This is a genomic window from Ornithinimicrobium jinqii, assembly GCF_045032595.1.
Classification (GTDB): Bacteria; Actinomycetota; Actinomycetes; order Actinomycetales; family Dermatophilaceae; genus Ornithinicoccus.
Window position 1 is genome coordinate 35,671 of record NZ_JBJFZS010000032.1, and the last position, 17,336, is coordinate 53,006.

At 70.9% G+C, this 17,336-nt stretch carries 17 protein-coding genes and 2 tRNA genes; 10 read left to right on the forward strand and 9 right to left on the reverse strand.

All coding sequences use genetic code 11. From position 1 onward, the window contains the following. Positions 1–8 precede the first annotated feature (8 nt). Genes yidC through rpmH form a run of 4 tightly spaced genes read right to left on the reverse strand, consistent with a single transcriptional unit; the run spans position 9 to position 1,920 of the window. A complete protein-coding gene (gene yidC / locus ACI3ET_RS14555) occupies positions 9–983 on the reverse strand; it encodes a membrane protein insertase YidC (protein WP_405033794.1) in 975 nt (324 codons plus the stop codon). 7 nt (positions 984–990) lie between these two features. Beyond that, positions 991–1,383: a membrane protein insertion efficiency factor YidD gene (gene yidD / locus ACI3ET_RS14560; RefSeq protein WP_405033795.1), complete on the reverse strand. Its 393-nt coding sequence runs from the start codon at positions 1,381–1,383 to the stop codon at positions 991–993. Next, entirely contained in the window at positions 1,380–1,757 is a 378-nt protein-coding gene (locus tag ACI3ET_RS14565) for a ribonuclease P protein component (RefSeq protein WP_405033796.1), read from the reverse strand. Before ACI3ET_RS14565 ends, yidD begins: the two co-directional genes overlap by 4 nt. Before the next feature lie 25 nt (positions 1,758–1,782). Then, entirely contained in the window at positions 1,783–1,920 is a 138-nt protein-coding gene (gene rpmH, locus ACI3ET_RS14570) for a 50S ribosomal protein L34 (protein WP_405033797.1), read from the reverse strand. A 424-nt stretch (positions 1,921–2,344) separates the two neighbouring features. Here rpmH and dnaA point away from each other — a divergent pair, with 424 nt between their 5' ends. From dnaA to recF, 4 genes are all read left to right on the forward strand, one after another. After that, on the forward strand, positions 2,345–3,793 hold the full coding sequence (dnaA, locus tag ACI3ET_RS14575) for a chromosomal replication initiator protein DnaA (RefSeq protein WP_405033798.1): 1,449 nt from the start codon (positions 2,345–2,347) through the stop codon (positions 3,791–3,793). A gap of 571 nt (positions 3,794–4,364) precedes the next feature. After that, positions 4,365–5,498 (forward strand): DNA polymerase III subunit beta, encoded by a 1,134-nt coding sequence (gene dnaN, locus ACI3ET_RS14580; RefSeq protein WP_405033799.1) that lies wholly within the window; start codon positions 4,365–4,367, stop codon positions 5,496–5,498. An 80-nt stretch (positions 5,499–5,578) separates the two neighbouring features. Continuing rightward, on the forward strand, positions 5,579–6,673 hold the full coding sequence (gene gnd, locus ACI3ET_RS14585; RefSeq protein WP_405033800.1) for a phosphogluconate dehydrogenase (NAD(+)-dependent, decarboxylating): 1,095 nt from the start codon (positions 5,579–5,581) through the stop codon (positions 6,671–6,673). 18 nt (positions 6,674–6,691) lie between these two features. Continuing rightward, positions 6,692–7,927 carry a DNA replication/repair protein RecF gene (gene recF, locus ACI3ET_RS14590; RefSeq protein WP_405033801.1) on the forward strand — a complete coding sequence of 412 codons (1,236 nt, stop codon included), beginning with the start codon at positions 6,692–6,694 and terminating at the stop codon, positions 7,925–7,927. A 47-nt stretch (positions 7,928–7,974) separates the two neighbouring features. Here recF and ACI3ET_RS14595 read toward each other — a convergent pair whose 3' ends face one another. Together ACI3ET_RS14595 and ACI3ET_RS14600 are read right to left on the reverse strand one after the other, a co-directional pair. Next, positions 7,975–8,478, reverse strand: coding sequence for a DciA family protein (locus tag ACI3ET_RS14595; protein WP_405033802.1), 504 nt, complete (start codon positions 8,476–8,478; stop codon positions 7,975–7,977). 50 nt (positions 8,479–8,528) lie between these two features. Then, the gene (locus ACI3ET_RS14600; RefSeq protein ID WP_405033803.1) at positions 8,529–8,720 is read right to left on the reverse strand and encodes a hypothetical protein; all 192 of its coding nucleotides are present in this window, start codon (positions 8,718–8,720) and stop codon (positions 8,529–8,531) included. A gap of 353 nt (positions 8,721–9,073) precedes the next feature. Between ACI3ET_RS14600 and gyrB the strand changes: the two genes are divergently transcribed. The 3 genes from gyrB to ACI3ET_RS14615 all read left to right on the forward strand — a co-directional run bounded on the left by gyrB (position 9,074) and on the right by ACI3ET_RS14615 (position 14,613). Further along, positions 9,074–11,128: a DNA topoisomerase (ATP-hydrolyzing) subunit B gene (gyrB, locus tag ACI3ET_RS14605; RefSeq protein WP_405033811.1), complete on the forward strand. Its 2,055-nt coding sequence runs from the start codon at positions 9,074–9,076 to the stop codon at positions 11,126–11,128. A gap of 63 nt (positions 11,129–11,191) precedes the next feature. After that, entirely contained in the window at positions 11,192–13,909 is a 2,718-nt protein-coding gene (gyrA, locus tag ACI3ET_RS14610; RefSeq protein ID WP_405033804.1) for a DNA gyrase subunit A, read from the forward strand. After that, positions 13,906–14,613 carry a DUF3566 domain-containing protein gene (locus tag ACI3ET_RS14615; RefSeq protein WP_405033805.1) on the forward strand — a complete coding sequence of 236 codons (708 nt, stop codon included), beginning with the start codon at positions 13,906–13,908 and terminating at the stop codon, positions 14,611–14,613. Before gyrA ends, ACI3ET_RS14615 begins: the two co-directional genes overlap by 4 nt. Here ACI3ET_RS14615 and ACI3ET_RS14620 read toward each other — a convergent pair. Genes ACI3ET_RS14620 through ACI3ET_RS14630 form a run of 3 tightly spaced genes read right to left on the reverse strand, consistent with a single transcriptional unit; the run spans position 14,594 to position 16,674 of the window. Next, positions 14,594–14,866: a helix-turn-helix transcriptional regulator gene (locus ACI3ET_RS14620; RefSeq protein ID WP_405033806.1), complete on the reverse strand. Its 273-nt coding sequence runs from the start codon at positions 14,864–14,866 to the stop codon at positions 14,594–14,596. The two genes, ACI3ET_RS14615 and ACI3ET_RS14620, sit on opposite strands and share 20 nt — an antisense overlap. 3 nt (positions 14,867–14,869) lie before the next feature. Next, the gene (locus ACI3ET_RS14625; protein WP_405033807.1) at positions 14,870–15,721 is read right to left on the reverse strand and encodes an ABC transporter permease; all 852 of its coding nucleotides are present in this window, start codon (positions 15,719–15,721) and stop codon (positions 14,870–14,872) included. Then, on the reverse strand, positions 15,718–16,674 hold the full coding sequence (locus ACI3ET_RS14630) for an ABC transporter ATP-binding protein (protein ID WP_405033808.1): 957 nt from the start codon (positions 16,672–16,674) through the stop codon (positions 15,718–15,720). The genes ACI3ET_RS14625 and ACI3ET_RS14630 overlap by 4 nt, the downstream gene beginning before the upstream one ends. 108 nt (positions 16,675–16,782) lie before the next feature. On the opposite strand from ACI3ET_RS14630, the gene ACI3ET_RS14635 reads away from it, so the two are divergent. The 3 genes from ACI3ET_RS14635 to ACI3ET_RS14645 all read left to right on the forward strand — a co-directional run bounded on the left by ACI3ET_RS14635 (position 16,783) and on the right by ACI3ET_RS14645 (position 17,152). Further along, a tRNA-Ile gene (locus ACI3ET_RS14635) sits at positions 16,783–16,856 on the forward strand. A 43-nt stretch (positions 16,857–16,899) separates the two neighbouring features. Next, positions 16,900–17,028 (forward strand): DLW-39 family protein, encoded by a 129-nt coding sequence (locus ACI3ET_RS14640; protein ID WP_405033809.1) that lies wholly within the window; start codon positions 16,900–16,902, stop codon positions 17,026–17,028. A gap of 51 nt (positions 17,029–17,079) precedes the next feature. Beyond that, a tRNA-Ala gene (locus ACI3ET_RS14645) sits at positions 17,080–17,152 on the forward strand. The last annotated feature ends 184 nt before the right edge of the window (positions 17,153–17,336 follow it).

Sequence of the window (17,336 nt, forward strand, 5' to 3'; positions counted from 1 at the left end):
GTCCTGGGTCAGCGTTTCTTGGAGCGCTTCTTGCTCTTCGGCTGGGTGCGCTGGCCGGCCTTGGCCGCCTCGGTCGCCGCTTCGGCGCTCTCGCGCTCGGAGAGCAGGTTGGGGTTCTTCAGCTGGATGCCGGTTCCCTCTCGGCCCTTGCGGATCATGCGCTCGCGGTACTTCGCCTCCGCCGGCGAGCCCGGGGCCGGCATGTTGCGGATCACGAAGAACTGCTGGCCCATCGTCCAGAAGTTGCTCACGGTCCAGTAGATGAGCAGTGCGATCGGGAAGTTGACGCCCGTGACCGCGAAGACGATCGGCAGGATGTAGATGAGCATCTGCTGCTGCCGCGCCATCGGGCTGTTGAGCGCCTCGGGCGACATGTTCTGGCGCATCAGCTGGTGGCTGGTGATGAACTGCGTGCCCGACATGACCAGGATGAGCACGGCCGAGAGGATCTTGGCAGACAGGTCCTGGTCGTGCAGGAAGGTCGAGGTCAGTCCTGCGCCGAAGATGTCGGACTCGGCCATCTTCGTCGCCAGCTCGCGGGTGAACAGCCCCAGGGGCTCGGACCGACCTTCCGAGACGGACTGCGCGCTGTTGAGCAGGCGGAAGAGTGCGAAGAAGAAGGGCATCTGGATGAGGATCGGCAGGCAGGCGCCGAACGGGTTGGCACCGGCTTCCCGGTAGAGCCCGAAGGTCTCTTCCTGGAAGGCCTTCTGCGACGCCTGGTCCTTCTTGCCCTTGTACCGGGCCTGGATCTTCGCCAGCTCCGGCTGCACCATCTGCAGGCGTCGCTGGCTCTTGATCTGCCGGATCATCAGCGGCGTCAGCAGCGCGCGCAGGGTGACGACCAGGCCGATGATGGCCAGCACCCAGGTCCAGCCGCTGGTGTCGCTCATCCCCATCCGGGTGAGCAGCCACTCGAAGCCGACCAGGATGGCGGAGTCGAACCAGATGAACGGGAAGAGGATCGTGTCGAAGAACGTCATGAGGTCCTCAGGATAGGTGGCGAGCAGCGCTGGCCGGGGGGTGCGGCGTGCCGGTGGCCGGGGCCGCCGGCACGTCGTGGGTATGGGGTGGCGCAGGCTGCGCGGGCACGTGGTCGACCCCGCCGGCCGCCCACGGGTGGCAGCGGCCGAGACGCCGCACGGTCAGCCACAGCCCGCGCAGCGGTCCGAAGCGCTCGAGCGCGGTGACCGAGTAGGCCGAGCAGGACGGGTAGTAGCGGCACACCGGGCCGAGAAGCGGGGAGATCGTGCGCTGGTAGAGCTGCACGAGCCAGACCAGCGGCAGCGCACTCGTGCTCCGTCTCTCGCCACGCGGGACGCCACCGCGGTGCACGTCACGCATGGTGCCCGCTGCGGGCCCGGACCTCGACCCGCTGGTCATCGCCCACCCCCTGCGGGACGGAGGACCTGCTCCAGCGCGCGGTCCAGGTCCTCGCCCAGCTCGGACGAGGTCGCTGCTGCAGCGGCAGGCTGGGCACGCACCACCAGGTCGGTGCTCATGGGCACGGCGGCGAGCCGGGGCGCCAGCAGCGCCCGCAGGCGACGCACCACGCGATGGCGCACGACCGAGTTGCCGACCGCCCTGGACACGACGAAACCCACGCGCGGCGGACGCGTGAGCGTGGGTTCGGTGGTCAGCACGGCGTGCACGACGAGCAGGTCGGTGCCTGCCCTCCGGCGTCGCACGTCCCGACCCCCGCGCAGCACGGCACGGTAGTCGGCCGGGCGGGTGAGCCGGTGGCGACGCGGCAGCATCAGAGCGCCGACGCAGCCTGCGGTCTCAGGCGGAGAGCTCGGAGCGGCCCTTGGCACGACGGGCCGCGAGGATCGCGCGGCCGGCGCGGGTCCGCATGCGCAGGCGGAAGCCGTGCTTCTTGGCGCGACGACGGTTGTTGGGCTGGAAGGTGCGCTTGCTCATGGTGATGCTCCGGATGACGGGGACGACCGCGGAGGGCGTCCGTGGATCTGGGTGGTCGCCGCCCACTGCGCAGGCAGGGGCGTCGGCCAGGGTTCGGTGGCGACGTTCGGGCGCCCACCCGTGGGCAGGCGAAAGCGGCCGAAATCGGCGGGTCCCACGGTACGGGAGCGCGTGGCACGGGTCAAACGCGACGCCCGGGGGCGGGCGTCACAGGCCAACCGACCATCATCGCGCTCCACCGGCACGCCCTTACGCAGGACACGCCAGCGCCGTGCAACAATCTTCCTCTGACCACTTGCCGTGGCGGCGTGGTCCTGTTAGCGTCGCGCCTTCGACTCCGTTGTCCACCGATCTGTCCACAGGTTGTGGACAACTCTGTGGACAGATCACCAGCCGGTCGAACCAAAGAGGGGACAGCACCCAGATGGCCCAGGCGCCCCCTCCGTTGGACTCGACAGCCGCCTGGGACCAGGTCGTCACCCAGCTCGAGTCCGGAGGGATCGCCGCCCGCGACCGTGCCTACCTCCGGCTGACCCGTCTCGTCGGGCTCCTCGACGGCACCGCGCTGCTGGCCGTGCCCTACCAGCACACCAAGGAGGTCCTCGAGACCTCCCTCCGGCCCCCCATCGTCGAGGCCCTCACCGGGATCCTGGGGCACGACGTGCGGCTGGCGATCACGGTGGACGACGACCTGCGCCGTCAGGTCGAGGAGGAGGGCGACGAGCCGGAGCCGACGGGCGCCCCGCCCTCCGCGCGGACGGCATACCGGCCCGACACACCGACCCGCGGCGACCACCCGGGCTTCACCTCCGGCGCCGTGCAGACCACGAGCGCCGAGGACGCGCGGCTGAACCCGAAGTACACCTTCGACACCTTCGTGTCCGGCTCCTCCAACCGCTTCGCGCACGCGGCCTCCCTCGCGGTGGCCGAGGCGCCCGCCCGCGCCTACAACCCGTTGTTCATCTACGGCGAGTCCGGCCTGGGCAAGACGCACCTGCTGCACGCGATCGGCCACTACGCACGCGGGCTGTACCCGGGCGTGCGGGTGCGCTACGTGAACTCCGAGGAGTTCACCAACGACTTCATCAACTCGATCCGGGACGACAAGGCCGGCGCCTTCCAGCGGCGCTACCGCAACGTCGACTTCCTGCTCATCGACGACATCCAGTTCCTGCAGGGCAAGGAGCAGACGGTCGAGGAGTTCTTCCACACCTTCAACACGCTGCACAACAGCGAGAAGCAGGTCGTGATCACCTCCGACCAGCCGCCCAAGCGGCTCTCCGGCTTCGCGGAACGGTTGCGCAGCCGGTTCGAGTGGGGCCTGCTCACCGACGTGCAGCCGCCTGACCTGGAGACGCGGATCGCGATCCTGCAGAAGAAGGCCGCGCAGGAGGGCATGTCGGTCCCCGACGACGTCCTGGAGCTGATTGCGAGCAAGATCACCACCAACATCCGCGAGCTCGAGGGCGCGCTGATCCGGGTGACGGCGTTCGCGTCGCTCAGCAACCGGCCGCTGGACGTCGAGCTGGCTGCGCACGTCCTCAAGGACATCATCCCCAGCGGCGAGTCGGCGACCATCACGGTCACCACGATCATGGCCGAGGTCTCGGACTACTTCCAGATCAGCGGCGAGGAGCTGTGCGGCACCTCGCGCTCGCGGACCCTGGTCAACGCCCGGCAGATCGCGATGTACCTGTGCCGCGAGCTCACCGACCTCTCGCTGCCCAAGATCGGCCAGGCCTTCGGCGGTCGCGACCACACGACGGTCATGCACGCCGAGCGCAAGATCCGTCAGCTCATCGGCGAACGTCGCGCCCTCTACGACCAGATCACCGAGCTGACCGGCATCATCCGCAAGGCCTCAGCGCGCTGACGCCCGCCCCAGGCTGTCCACACCTGTGGACAACCCTGTGTGTTGTTGCTCAGCGTTCACCTTCGTCACACCCGCCCCGCTCGCGGCCGTCCTCCACGCGCCTGAAACGTTCCCCGACCCTGTGCACCGCCGTGTGCACGACCTGCGGATCCGGGCAGGTCAGCCTGTGGACAACAGGGGTCCGGAGGTGACCGACCTGGGGACGACGACTCGCCGTGCACAGCCGGTCGTGCTGGACGCCCAAGGTGTCCACCGGTCGTACACAGGGTGAACCCCTGCCGGCGCGGGGCACCGGGCCAGCGACGTCACACCCTTGTCCAGCCCGTTGTCCACAGTGTCCACAGCCCCGATGACGACGACGAGTCCCTCTACCGCAGAGATATCGCCCCGCGTCCCTGGGGACGAGCGACCACGCCACCGGTCGCCTCGTGGCACAGTGGCCCAGGAGGAGCACACCCTCCTGGGCCGCGTGGACGTTGCACGACCTGTCGTGACATGCTGCACCTCCCCGCGTCGCCACCGGTGCCGCACCCGGGCCAGTCCTCCTTCGTGAGCCGAAAGGCGCAGAGTCGTGAAGTTCCGTGTCGAGCGCGATGTCCTCTCCGAGGCGGTGGCCTGGGTCGTCCGTGGCCTGAGCAGCCGTCCTCCCGTCCCCGTCCTGGCCGGCGTGCTGCTGACCGCAGACGAGCAGGGGACGCTGACCCTGTCGGCCTACGACTACGAGGTCTCGGCGACCGTGACGGTGGAGGCCGAGGTCACCGAGGGCGGCCAGGTGCTCGTCCTGGGCAAGCTGCTCGCCGACATCTCCCGCAACCTGCCCCTGAAGCCGGTCGAGGTCGCCACCGAGGGCTCCAAGGTCCAGCTGACCTGCGGCTCCAGCCGGTTCTCGCTGATCCAGATGCCCGTGTCCGACTACCCGCAGCTGCCGGCGCAGGCCGAGCCCAGCGGCACGGTGGCCGGTGACGTCTTCACCCAGGCGGTGCACCAGGTCTCCATCGCCGCCGACCGCGGCGACACCCTGCCGATCCTCACCGGCGTGCGCGTCGAGATCGACGGGGAGAAGGTCACGATGCTGGCCACCGACCGCTACCGGCTCGCGATGCGCGAGTTCACCTGGAACCCCGGATCTGCGGACGCCAGCAACGTCTCGCTCATCCCGGCGCGCACGCTCTCGGAGACGGCCAAGGCTCTCGGCGCGGCCGCCTCGGTCAACGTCGCCTTCGGTGACGCCCAGCGCAACGACGGGCTCGTGGGGTTCGAGGCGGGTCAGCGACGCACGACCACCCGCCTGCTCGACGGTGAGTACCCCAAGGTCACCTCGATCTTCCCCAGCAGCGTCGACTCGGTGTCGGTCGTGGACACCCAGGCGCTCATCGAGGCCGTACGCCGCGTCGCGCTCGTGGCCGAGCGCAACACCCCGGTGCGGCTGCGTTTCACCGACGGCCAGGTGGCGATCGAGGCCGGCACCGGCGACGACGCCCAGGGCAGCGAGGCCGTCGAGGCGACGCTCACCGGACCGGAGATCGAGATTGCGTTCAACCCGCAGTTCCTGCTCGACGGGCTGGGCGTCCTCAACGCGCCCTTCGTCCGCCTGGCGTTCACCCAGCCCTCCCGCCCTGCCGTGCTCTCCGGGCAGGCAGAGGTCGACGGCGAGTCGGACGAGTCCTACCGCTACGTCCTGATGCCGGTGCGGTTCGCCGGCTGAGCCGTCCGAGCGGTCCCCGGCCCCGGACCGACAGGCACGGGCACGACATACCCCCACCCACGCGACGAGGAGCGAGCAAGATGAAGATCGGCATGATCGGCCTGGGCAAGATGGGCGGCAACATGCGCGACCGGCTGCGCCACGCCGGGCACGAGGTCGTCGGGTTCGACCTCGACGAGGACCTGCGCGACGTCGACAACCTCGCGGCGATGGTGGCCGAGCTGGAGCCACCGCGGGTGGTGTGGGTCATGGTGCCGCACGGTGCCCCGACGCGCTCGACCGTGGAGGAGCTGGGCGAGCTGCTCTCCGAGGGCGACCTCGTCATCGAGGGAGGCAACAGCAAGTACACCGAGGACGTCGAGCTCGACGCGATCCTCGACCCCCTCGGGATCGGGTATGTCGACTGCGGCGTCTCCGGCGGGATCTGGGGGCTGGAGAACGGCTACGGGCTGATGTGCGGCGGGCGCCCGGAGCACGTGGAGATCGCGATGCCGGTCTTCGACGCGCTGCGGCCCGAGGGGCCGCGCGAGGAGGGGTTCGTGCACGCCGGCGCCGTGGGCGCCGGCCACTACGCCAAGATGGTCCACAACGGCATCGAGTACGGCCTCATGCACGCCTATGCCGAGGGCTACGAGCTCCTCACCGCCAAGGACATCGTCACCGACGTCAAGGGATGCTTCCAGGCCTGGTCCCGCGGGACCGTGGTCCGGTCCTGGCTGCTCGACCTGCTGGTCAAGGCGTTGGAGGAGACCCCGGGGCTGGAGGGGGTCAGCGAGTACACCACCGACTCGGGCGAGGGCCGCTGGACGGTCGAGGAAGCCATCGAGATGGCGGTGCCGATGCCGGTGATCAGCGCGGCGCTCTTCTCGCGGTTCGCGTCCCGGCAGGAGAACTCGCCCGCGATGCAGGCCGTGGCGGCCCTGCGCGGCCAGTTCGGCGGGCACGCGGTCACGATGCTCGACGACGCCGGCAGCAAGGACGACGGCCAGGTCGAGGTCCACCACGGCGCCGAGCCCAAGGAGCAGGACCCCGGCGAGACGCGGGTCGGCGCGGGCGAGGACGGCGGGTCGTCCCCCGCGGAGGTGGCCGACGACGCAGGTCCGTCCTCGGGCTCCGGCGCGACCGAGGGTGGCACCGGCCCCACCTCGGGCAGCGGCGACACCCACCCGGGCTGAGCAGGACCCCGGGCACCGGTGCACCTGCGAGAGCTCTCGGTCACCGACTTCCGCAGCTATCCCGCGGCGACCGTCGCCCTCGAGCCGGGCGTGACCGTGCTCCTGGGTCGCAACGGGCAGGGGAAGACCAACCTCGTGGAGGCCGCGGGGTACGTGGCCACGCTGGGCTCCCACCGCGTCGCGCAGGACGCCCCGCTGGTGAGGGCCGGTGCGGGGTCGGCCGTCGTGCGCGCCACCGTCGTGCACGACGGGCACGAGTCCCTGGTGGAGCTGGAGATCGTCCCCGGCCGGGCCAACAAGGCACGGGTCAACCGCTCACCGGTCGCCCGGCAGCGGGACGTGCTCGGAACCCTGCGCACGGTGCTGTTCGCGCCGGAGGACCTCGCCCTGGTCAAGGGGGATCCTGCGGAGCGTCGCCGTCTCCTCGACGACCTGCTGGTCGCACGCCAGCCGCGGTGGGCGGGGGTGCGGGCCGACTACGACCGGGCGGTGAAGCAGCGCAACGCCCTGCTCCGCTCCGCCGCCCACCTGTGGCGTGCGCCGCGGGCCGGAGCGAGGCGGTCGGGCGGACCGAACCTGGCGCCCGGTCAGAGCCTGGACGAGGCGAGGGTCGGGGCGCTGGACACGCTGAGGGTCTTCGACGGCCAGCTCGCGCAGATCGGCGGGGCGCTGCTCTATGCGCGCCTGCGGCTGCTGAGGGACCTCGGGCCCTATCTCCAGGAGGCATACCGGACGATCAGCGACAGCGAGACGGTCGCTGGGGCGTCCTACCGGTCGAGTCTTCCCGAGCCGGTGGCCGCGCGGGTCGCCGACGGAGAGGTGCCCGACCAGGACGACCTGGTCCAGGCCCTGCTCGACGCGGTCGAGCAGGTCCGCGCGGCGGAGCAGGAGCGGGGCGTGACCCTGGTCGGCCCGCACAGGGACGACGTCCTCCTGTCGCTGGGCGACCTCCCGGCGAAGGGCTACGCCAGCCACGGCGAGTCCTGGAGCCTGGCCCTCTCGTTGCGGCTGGCCGGGTTCCACCTGCTGCGCCACGACCTGGGCACCGACCCCGTGCTGGTCCTCGACGACGTCTTCGCCGAGCTGGACAGCGGTCGGCGGCGACGGCTGGCCGAGCTCGTGGCCGACTGCGAGCAGGTGCTCATCACGGCTGCCGTCCCCGAGGACGTCCCCGCCGACCTGCTCGGCACAGCCCGGGTGCTGGAGGTCACCCTGGGCTCCGTCGTCCCCACCCCCACGGCCACAGGCGACTGAGGGCTCCGACCCCCACCAACGGACGCGCGGCGTGCTGATCTCAGATCTCAGCCGTAGGTGTCTCTTGGTCCCCGGCCACCGGCGGACAGGGGTCCCCGGCGCCAGGACGGGCCGGCCGGGCCGTGGACGAGGATCTCGGTCACCACGCCGGGGCCGACCTCGCGCTCGATCCGGGCCAGGATCGAGGACAGCAGGACGCGCATCTGGGTCGCCCAGGCCGTGGACACCGCGCGCACCGTGAGCACGGTTCCCTCGAACGAGACGACCTCGACGTTGGCCGCCACCTGCTCGCCGACCATGGCGGACCAGCGCCCGACGACGGAGCCGACCTGGACGTCGGCGTCCCACCCCCGGCTGGCCACGAGGCGGTCGATCTCGGCCCCGACCGCGAGCGGCTCACGCTTGTCTGTGGTCGAGTGCTGCGGCTCCATGGCGCGGCGCCGGCCCGCCCCGGCCGGGGACCCCGGTCGCAGACCCCGCTCCCGTGCGCTCCGCCGCGCTCGTGCCAGCGCCTCGTGCGCGGCGTGCAGCGGCTCCAGCTCCTCGTCCACGCGCTTCACGATATCCCCGCCCCCGCGATCGACGTCCCGCGCAGAGCTCTCTAGCGTCGACGGCTGTCGAGGGAGGCGCCGATTCCGCTGCCGAGCGCGACCCCCACCCCCGGGAGCACGAGCCACAGCACCTCGTTCGTGAGGGCGAACAGGACCACCCCCACCGCGGCCCCGATGAGCAGGCCCGCCACCAGACCCCACTGGGTGCTCGTGACCCTGCCGCGACCCTCGCCGTCGCCCATCCCGACTCCTCCTGGTGGCGTTGCTCGACCTTCTCCTCCACCGTAGACCCGCGCCGAGGGGGTGACCACCGGTGCCGCACGGCGGGCGCGGCCGGCCGGAGCGGGAGAGCACCGGACGACCCGTCTGGAAGGGCTGGCGTACGGCCGCCCGTGGGCGCTGTCGGACCCCAGTGGCGTGGTGGGGATGGGAGCGGGGGAGGTTGAGCGGCCAGATCGCCGAAATTGGGCCGCAGAAGGCCTGTGGAATGCGGGTTCAGGGACGACCGACGGGTAGCATGGGGATGTTGTCCCGTCCCTCGCCTTCAAGGAGCACCGTGCCTGAGGTTGGCCCCCAGAGCCCTGCCGAGCCCGCCATGCCGGAGCTGCCCGAGGTGACACCCACGGGAGGGGACCCCGGGTCGCTGGCGACAGCGCCCGCCTACGACGCGTCGGCGATCCAGGTCCTCGAGGGCCTCGAGGCCGTCCGCAAGCGCCCGGGCATGTACATCGGCTCGACCGGCGAGCGCGGCCTCCACCACCTCGTCTACGAGATCGTCGACAACTCGGTGGACGAGGCGATGGCGGGGTATGCCGATCACATCGAGATCACCCTGCTCGCCGACGGCGGCTGCCGGGTCGTCGACAACGGCCGCGGCATCCCGACGGGCATCCACCCGGTGGAGAAGCGGCCGGCGGTGGAGGTCGTGCTCACCGTCCTGCACGCCGGTGGGAAGTTCGGCGGCGGCGGCTACAAGGTCTCCGGCGGTCTGCACGGCGTCGGTTCCTCGGTCGTCAACGCCCTGTCGGACCTGCTCAAGGTCGAGGTCCGCCAGAAGGGCCGGGTCTTCAGGCAGGCCTACCAGCTGGGCGTCCCGGTCGCCCCGCTGTCCGAGGACGAGGCGATACCGCAGGACGAGACCGGCACGACCATCGTGTTCTGGCCCAGCACCGACATCTTCGACACCACGGTGTTCGACTTCGAGACGCTGCGGATCCGTCTGCAGCAGATGGCGTTCCTCAACAAGAGCCTGGCGATCACGCTCACCGACGAGCGTCCTGTCGAGACCGACGAGGACGTCGAGGCCATCGAGGAGACCGAGGACGAGGCCACCCGGGCGGTGAAGAACCGCACGGTCACCTACCGCTACGACGACGGCATCCTCGACTACGTCAAGCACATCAACAGGTCCAAGCGGGCCGAGCCGATCCACGACGAGGTCATCGCCTTCGAGCTGGAGGACGGCGCCCGCAGCCTCAGCCTCGAGGTGGCGATGCAGTGGACCGCGGCCTACAGCGAGTCGGTGCACACCTACGCCAACGCGATCAACACCTACGAGGGCGGCACCCACGAGGAGGGCTTCCGGGCCTCCCTGACCCGCCTCGTCAACGACTTCGCACGCTCCACGAAGCTGCTGCGCGAGAAGGACGACAACCTCACCGGTGACGACGTCCGCGAGGGCCTGACGGCCGTCGTCTCGGTCAAGCTGGGCGAGCCCCAGTTTGAGGGCCAGACCAAGACCAAGCTCGGCAACTCCGAGGTCAAGGGCTTCGTCCAGGCCGCGATGACCGAGCGCTTCGGAGCCTGGCTGGACGCGCACCCCCGCGAGGGGAGGGCCATCGTCGGCAAGGCCGTCCAGGCGGCCCACGCCCGCGTCGCCGCCCGGAAGGCGCGCGACGCCACCCGGCGCAAGGGCCCGCTGGAGAGCCTGGGCCTGCCCGGCAAGCTCAAGGACTGCCAGTCCAAGGACCCCGCGCTGTCCGAGGTGTTCATCGTCGAGGGGGACTCGGCCGGCGGTTCGGCCGTCTCCGGTCGCGACCCCTTCCACCAGGCGATCCTGCCGATCCGCGGCAAGATCCTCAACGTGGAGAAGGCGCGCCTCGACCGGGTCCTCGCCAACCTGGAGGTGCAGGCGCTGATCAGCGGCTTCGGCACCGGCATCGGCGAGGAGTTCGACATCACCAAGGCCCGCTACCACAAGATCGTGGTGATGGCCGACGCCGACGTCGACGGCATGCACATCCGGACGTTGCTGCTCACGCTGCTCTTCCGGTTCATGCGCCCGCTCATCGAGCACGGTTACGTCTACCTGGCCCAGCCGCCGCTCTACCGCATGAAGTGGTCCAACGCCGACCACGAGTTCGCCTACTCCGACCGCGAGCGCGACGTCCTCATCCGCGAGGGCCTGGCCAACGGTCGCCGGCTCCCCAAGGACTCCGGCGTCCAGCGCTACAAGGGTCTGGGCGAGATGAACGCCCAGGAGCTGTGGGAGACGACGATGGATCCGGAGACCCGTGTCCTGCTGCAGGTGACGATCGACGACGCCGCGGCGGCCGACGAGATCTTCGCGGTCCTCATGGGTGAGGACGTCGAGTCCCGCCGTGGGTTCATCCAGCGCAACGCCAAGGACGTCAGGTTCCTGGACATCTAGCCGGGCCGACCGGCACGCGCACCCCATACCTCCTGACCCCACCGACCACACCCGAGGGAAACGATGGCTGACGAGCAGACCCCCGACGACGTGACCCCCGACCTGCCCCAGGACGTGGACGGCGAGGTCGAGGGGACCGAGAACCCGGACCCGCAGACGGCGCCCGTGGACCGGTCGCCCGGCGAGACCGACCGCATCGAGGCGGTCGACCTCAATGCTGAGATGCAGCGCAGCTACATCGAGTACGCGATGAGCGTCATCGTGTCCCGCGCGCTGCCCGACGTCCGCGACGGGCTCAAGCCCGTGCACCGCCGCGTCGTCTACGCGATGTTCGACGGGGGCTACCGACCCGACCGCGGCTTCAACAAGTGCGCCCGCGTCGTCGGCGACGTCATGGGCCACTACCACCCCCACGGCGACAGCGCGATCTACGACGCGATGGTGCGCCTGGTGCAGCCGTGGTCGCTGCGCTACCCGCTCATCACCGGTCAGGGCAACTTCGGCACGCCGGGCGACGAGGGCGCTGCAGCTCCCCGCTACACCGAGTGCCGCATGGCCCCGCTGGCGATGGAGATGGTCCGCGACATCGACGAGGGCACCGTCGACTTCACCGACAACTACGACGGCAAGACCAAGGAGCCGACGGTCCTGCCGTCCCGCTTCCCGAACCTGCTGGTCAACGGATCCGCCGGCATCGCCGTCGGCATGGCCACCCAGATCCCGCCCCACAACCTGCGCGAGGTCGCCGGCGCCGCGCAGTGGCTGCTCGAGCACCCCGGGGCCAGCCGCGAGGAGCTGCTCGAGAAGACCCTCGAGCTCATCCCCGGCCCCGACTTCCCGACCGGCGCGCTCGTCATGGGGCACCGGGGCGTCGAGGACGCCTACCGCACCGGCCGCGGCTCCATCGTGCAGCGGGCCGTCGTCGAGGTCGAGGAGATCCAGGGCCGCCAGTGCCTGGTGGTCACCGAGCTTCCCTACCAGGTCAACCCGGACAACCTGGTCCGCAAGATCGCCCAGCTCGTCAACGAGGGGCGGCTGGCCGGGATCGCCGACCTGCGCGACGAGACCTCCGGCCGCACCGGCCAGCGCCTGGTCATCGTGCTCAAGCGCGACGCCGTCGCCAAGGTCGTCCTCAACAACCTCTACAAGCACACCCAGCTGCAGGCCAACTTCAGCGCCAACATGCTCGCCCTCGTCGACGGCGTCCCGCGCACGCTGCCGATCTCGGCCTTCATCCGCTACTGGGTCGAGCACCAGGTCGACGTCATCGTGCGCCGCACGCAGTACCGTCTCGACGAGGCCGAGCGGCGGATCCACGTGCTCCGTGGGCTGCTCAAGGCTCTGGACATGCTCGACGAGGTCATCGCGCTCATCCGCCGCAGCCCGTCCGCCGACGACGCCCGGGACGGCCTCATGGGGCTGCTCGGCATCGACGACATCCAGGCGCGCGCGATCCTCGACATGCAGCTGCGCCGCCTCGCCGCCCTCGAGCGCCAGCGCATCATCGAGCAGCACGACGAGCTGCAGGCCCAGATCGAGGACTACAAGGACATCCTCGCGCGCCCGCCGCGCCAGCGCACGATCATCAGCGACGAGCTGGCCAGCGTGGTCGAGCGCTTCGGCGACGCTCGGCGCACCCGCATCGTGCCCGACGAGGGCGACATGTCGATGGAGGACCTCATCCCCGAGGAGGACGTGGTCGTCACCATCACCCGTGGTGGCTACGTCAAGCGCACCCCGGTGCGGGAGTACCGCCCGCAGAACCGCGGAGGCAAGGGCAAGCGTGGCGCGGCCCTGCGCGCCGACGACGTCGTCGAGCACTTCTTCATCACCAGCACCCACCAGTGGATGCTGTTCTTCACCAACATGGGTCGGGTCTACCGGGCCAAGGCCTACGAGTTCCCGGAGGGCGGGCCCACCGGGCGCGGCCAGCACGTGGCCAACCTCATGGCCTTCCAGCCGGACGAGAAGATCCGGCAGGTCCTGCCGCTGCGGGACTACGACCAGGCTCCCTACCTCCTGCTCGCCACGCGCAACGGCCTGGTCAAGAAGTCCCGGCTCGGCGACTACGACTCCCCGCGCGCCGGTGGGCTGATCGCCGTCAACCTGCGCGACGGCGACGAGCTCGTGGGAGCGGGGCTCGCCTCCGCCGAGGACGACGTCCTCCTCGTCTCGCGGCGGGGCCAGTCGGTGCGGTTCACCGCCACCGACGAGACGCTGCGGCCCATGGGCCGTGCCACCTCGGGCGTGACCGGTATGAAGTTCCGCGGCGACGACTTCCTCCTCTCGATGTCCGTGGTCCCGGAGGGCGAGGACCCCTTCGTCTTCGTCGTCTTCGAGTCCGGCATGGCCAAACGCACGCCCGTGTCCCACTACCGGGTCCAGGGGCGCGGCGGTCTGGGCATCAAGGTCGCCAAGGCGACGGAGAAGGGCGGCACCCTCGTCGGGGCGCTGACCGTCGACGACAGCGACGAGGTGCTCGTCGTCATGGAGCGCGGCAACGTCGTGCGCTCGGCGGTCGACCAGGTGCGCATCACCGGTCGGGACACCGCCGGCGTGCGCTTCGCCCTCCCCGGCCGCAACGACTCCATCGTGGCCGTCGCCCGCAACGCCGAGGAGGTCTCGGTCGAGGGCGTCGAGCTGCTCGACGGACCCGACGACGAGCCCGACGACGGCGCGGAGACTGTCGTGCCGAGCACCGATGCCGTACCGTCGTCAGAACCGGACGGTGGCCCATCGGTCGGTGAGACGACAGCACCCGACACGGGAGACGACGCATGAGCACGACCCACGGCGCCTCGTCGGGCGCGTCCACGTCCGACGACGAGACCCAGGTCCACGACCGGGTGAAGCCCGAGGGTGCGTCCGGGTCGACCGCCGGGTCCGCCGCCGCCAGCATGCGCGACGGCGCCCTGGCCCGGACCGCCCAGGGCCGCGACCTCGCGGCCCGCAAGGCCCGTGCCCTCAAGAGCGCCACCGCCGGACTGGCGTCCGGCTCGGCCGCGGGAGCGTCCGCGGGGCGGAGCTCCTCCGGTGCTCGTCCGGGTGGGGGCGGGACCGCTCGCACGAGCGGCAACGCGGCCCCGGCACCCCGGCAGGCGCCCCGCCGGGGCGGTCCTCGACGGGTCCGGCTCACCGCCCAGCGCGTCGACCCGTGGTCGGTGCTCAAGATCAGCTTCCTGGTCTCGGTGGCGCTCGGCATCGCCGGGGTGGTGATGGTCGCCGTGCTGTGGACCGTCCTGTCGGGCATGAACGTCTTCTCCACGATCAGCGACTTCTTCGTCCAGGTGACCAGCGGTGAGTCCGGCGGGCCGTCCTTCGACCTCATGGACTACCTGGGCTTCGGTCGTGTCGTGTCCCTGGCCGCCGTGCTGGGCGTGCTCAACGTCTTCCTGCTCACCGCCCTGGCCACCCTGACCGCGTTCCTCTACAACATCTGCGCCGCGCTCGTCGGCGGTGCCCAGATCACCCTGTCCGACGAGTAGCCCCCCCGCCCCTGAGCGGTCCGCCACCCAGCCGCTCGAACGGCTCCAGGGAGAAGACCACCTCCAGGGGCACCTCGAAGTAGCCCGCGATCGACAGCGCCAGGTGCAGCGAGGGGCTGTACTCGCCCCGCTCGAGGTAGCCCACCGTCTGGTAGTGCACCCCCAGCGCCTCGGCCAGGGCCCGGCGGGACACCCCTCGTTCGGCCCGGAGCATGGCGATCCGGTTGTGGACGGTGTCGGCCGACGTCCCCACCGTTCAGTACCCCCGGCTCAGGACCCGGTCCCGTGCCTCGGCGACGGCCCGGCCCGACTGCCGGCGCGCCATCCTCCGCAGGAGCACGGGTGCCAGGACGATCCCCGCGACGGCCCAGGCCAGCAGCACGCCGACCACGAGCTCGGTGCGCCAGGTGCCGCCCACCTCCAGGGAGGCGGCGGAGGGGTCGAGCAGCGCCCGGCGCATCCCGAGCCCGATCCAGTACTGCGGGGTCGCCTGCCCCACCACCTGCAGCCAGCCCGGCAGGGCGGTGAGGGGGTACAAGATCCCCGAGACGGCGGCCACGGCATACACGACCAGACCCGCGACCCCGACGCCCACGGCGGTCCGGAAGAGCGAGCCGAGGACAGCGCCCCACGGCAGCATCGCCGCGGTCGCGAGCAGGTAGAGGAGCCCGAAGCCCACCCAGGCGCCCAGGCTGCCCGGCAGCAGTTCGGGAAGCAGGACCGCCGCCAGGCCGAGCAGCGGGAACACAGGGACGAGCGCGTCGACGAGGGCCACCACGAGCTTGGCCAGCAGGTGCCCGGTCATGCCGTGCGGCACCGCCTTGGCGCGCAGCAGCGTCCCGTCCTCGCGCTCGGCCTGGATGTCGGCCGCGACGCCGAGGACCGCCCCCGCCACCAGCCCGAAGGTCAGCATGCCGCTGAACAGCCACGCCGACGTCGGCACCAGACCGCGGATCTGGCTGTCCCGGAAGAACCACAGGACGGTCAGGAAGATGACCGGCGTCACGAGCGCCGAGATGCCCGTCGGGCTGAGGTACTTGCGCCTCACCGTCACCCGGGCCTGCGCCCAGGAGGCACGCAGGACCGCGGGCGCCGTGCTCCCGCTCATCGGGACCTCCCCAGGTGGTCGTGACGGTCGACATCCGGCAGCCCGGGCAGGTCGGACACGTCCTCGCCGGCCTCGACGCGGCGGACGACGTGCAGGTAGGCGTCCTCGAGGGACGCGGGTCGGACCTCCAGCACCTCCACCTGCCCCGGCCGTGTCGCCAGGACCTCGGTCAGGTATGCCGTGGGGTCGGCGGTGGCGTGCACGGTCACCTCCCCGGTCGCGCGGTCGCGCAGGCGCACCTCGTTGGACCGTGACAGCCCCAGGCGCAGCTCGTCCGGAGGCCCGTCGGCCAGGATCGACCCCCCGGCCAGGATAAGGATGCGGTCCGCGACCTGCTCGGCCTCGTCGAGGTCGTGGGTGGTCAGGAGGACCGTCGTGTCGAGGTCGACCATCTCGCCGACGAGGTCGTGGACGTCCCGGCGTCCCTCCGGGTCCAGGCCGGTCGTCGGCTCGTCGAGGAAGAGCAGCTCGGGACGTCCGACCAGCCCCACGGCCACGTCCAGCCGGCGGCGTTGCCCGCCGGAGAGCCGGTCGATGCGCTGGTCGGCGTGGGCGGCCAGGCCGACCCGCTCCAGAAGCTCCCCGCTCGGCCACGGACGACGGACCGCGTCCGTGCCGTAGGGCGCGTAGTAGGCGCCGACGACGTCGAGCAGCTCGTGGACGTGCCACCGTCCGTGGTCCCGCCAGCTCTGCAGGACCACGCCGACCCGGGACCGCCAGGCCTCGGGCGCGTGGGCCGGGTCCAGGCCGAGCACCTCGACCGTCCCGCTGCTGCGTCGGCGGAACCCCTCCAGCACCTCCACGGTCGTGGTCTTGCCTGCCCCGTTCGGACCGAGCAGGGCGACGACCTGACCCCGCGGGACGTCGAGGTCGATCCCGTCCAGGACCGTGCGGTCGCCGTAGACCATCGTCAGCCCGCGACAGCGCACCGCCAGGTCCCCCGGAGCATGCATGCTGCATACCGTAGTACACCTGCTACATCCCTCGCCGGGCGTCCCGCCGGTTTGGGGATGGCCGCAGCGGTTTGGTAATCTCGTGCGTCGCGTGTTCCACGCGCCGGAGGGCCTATAGCTCAGTCGGTTAGAGCGCTTCCCTGATAAGGAAGAGGTCACAGGTTCAAGTCCTGTTAGGCCCACCCAGTTCGTCGCCGTCGACACTCGATTCCACCGGGAGACGTCATGAAGCGCCTGTTGATGCTGGTCGCCGCCGCCCTCGGGGTGGCAGCCGTGAAGAAGATGCAGGACACCCAGGCCGAGCGCGACCTGTGGGCCGAGGCCACCGACGAGGTCCACACGCCCGGGCAGTGAGACCGGCGGCCGACAACTGAAACACCCCGCCCGAGGTCGTTCGGGCAGCTCGGGGGCGTGGCGCAAGTGGTAGCGCACCTGCTTTGCAAGCAGGGGGTTAGGGGTTCGAGTCCCCTCGCCTCCACCGAGGTCAGAGGCCCTTCCCGGTCACCGGGAGGGGCCTCTTTCGTGCCCGTACCCCAGTGGAGTCCACCAGAGTGGTGTACGACGACCACGGTGGTGAGCGTGTCCTGCTGATGTAGGCGCGGTCACCGCGTGATCCTTCGAGTGAACCTTCCACAGCACTCTCGAACGGAGCATCACGATGA

Bases quoted from the DNA above. Each gene is read 5' to 3' on its own strand.
- ACI3ET_RS14625 (WP_405033807.1), bottom strand. From the start codon at position 15,721: ATGAGCGGGAGCACGGCGCCCGCGGTCCTGCGTGCCTCCTGGGCGCAG.
- gnd (WP_405033800.1), top strand. From the start codon at position 5,579: ATGAAGATCGGCATGATCGGCCTGGGCAAGATGGGCGGCAACATGCGC.
- dnaA (WP_405033798.1), top strand. From the start codon at position 2,345: ATGGCCCAGGCGCCCCCTCCGTTGGACTCGACAGCCGCCTGGGACCAG.
- ACI3ET_RS14630 (WP_405033808.1), bottom strand. From the start codon at position 16,674: ATGCATGCTCCGGGGGACCTGGCGGTGCGCTGTCGCGGGCTGACGATG.
- gyrB (WP_405033811.1), top strand. From the start codon at position 9,074: ATGCCGGAGCTGCCCGAGGTGACACCCACGGGAGGGGACCCCGGGTCG.
- ACI3ET_RS14615 (WP_405033805.1), top strand. From the start codon at position 13,906: ATGAGCACGACCCACGGCGCCTCGTCGGGCGCGTCCACGTCCGACGAC.
- ACI3ET_RS14640 (WP_405033809.1), top strand. From the start codon at position 16,900: ATGAAGCGCCTGTTGATGCTGGTCGCCGCCGCCCTCGGGGTGGCAGCC.
- ACI3ET_RS14600 (WP_405033803.1), bottom strand. From the start codon at position 8,720: ATGGGCGACGGCGAGGGTCGCGGCAGGGTCACGAGCACCCAGTGGGGT.
- gyrA (WP_405033804.1), top strand. From the start codon at position 11,192: ATGGCTGACGAGCAGACCCCCGACGACGTGACCCCCGACCTGCCCCAG.
- yidC (WP_405033794.1), bottom strand. From the start codon at position 983: ATGACGTTCTTCGACACGATCCTCTTCCCGTTCATCTGGTTCGACTCC.
- yidD (WP_405033795.1), bottom strand. From the start codon at position 1,383: ATGACCAGCGGGTCGAGGTCCGGGCCCGCAGCGGGCACCATGCGTGAC.
- rpmH (WP_405033797.1), bottom strand. From the start codon at position 1,920: ATGAGCAAGCGCACCTTCCAGCCCAACAACCGTCGTCGCGCCAAGAAG.
- ACI3ET_RS14565 (WP_405033796.1), bottom strand. From the start codon at position 1,757: ATGCTGCCGCGTCGCCACCGGCTCACCCGCCCGGCCGACTACCGTGCC.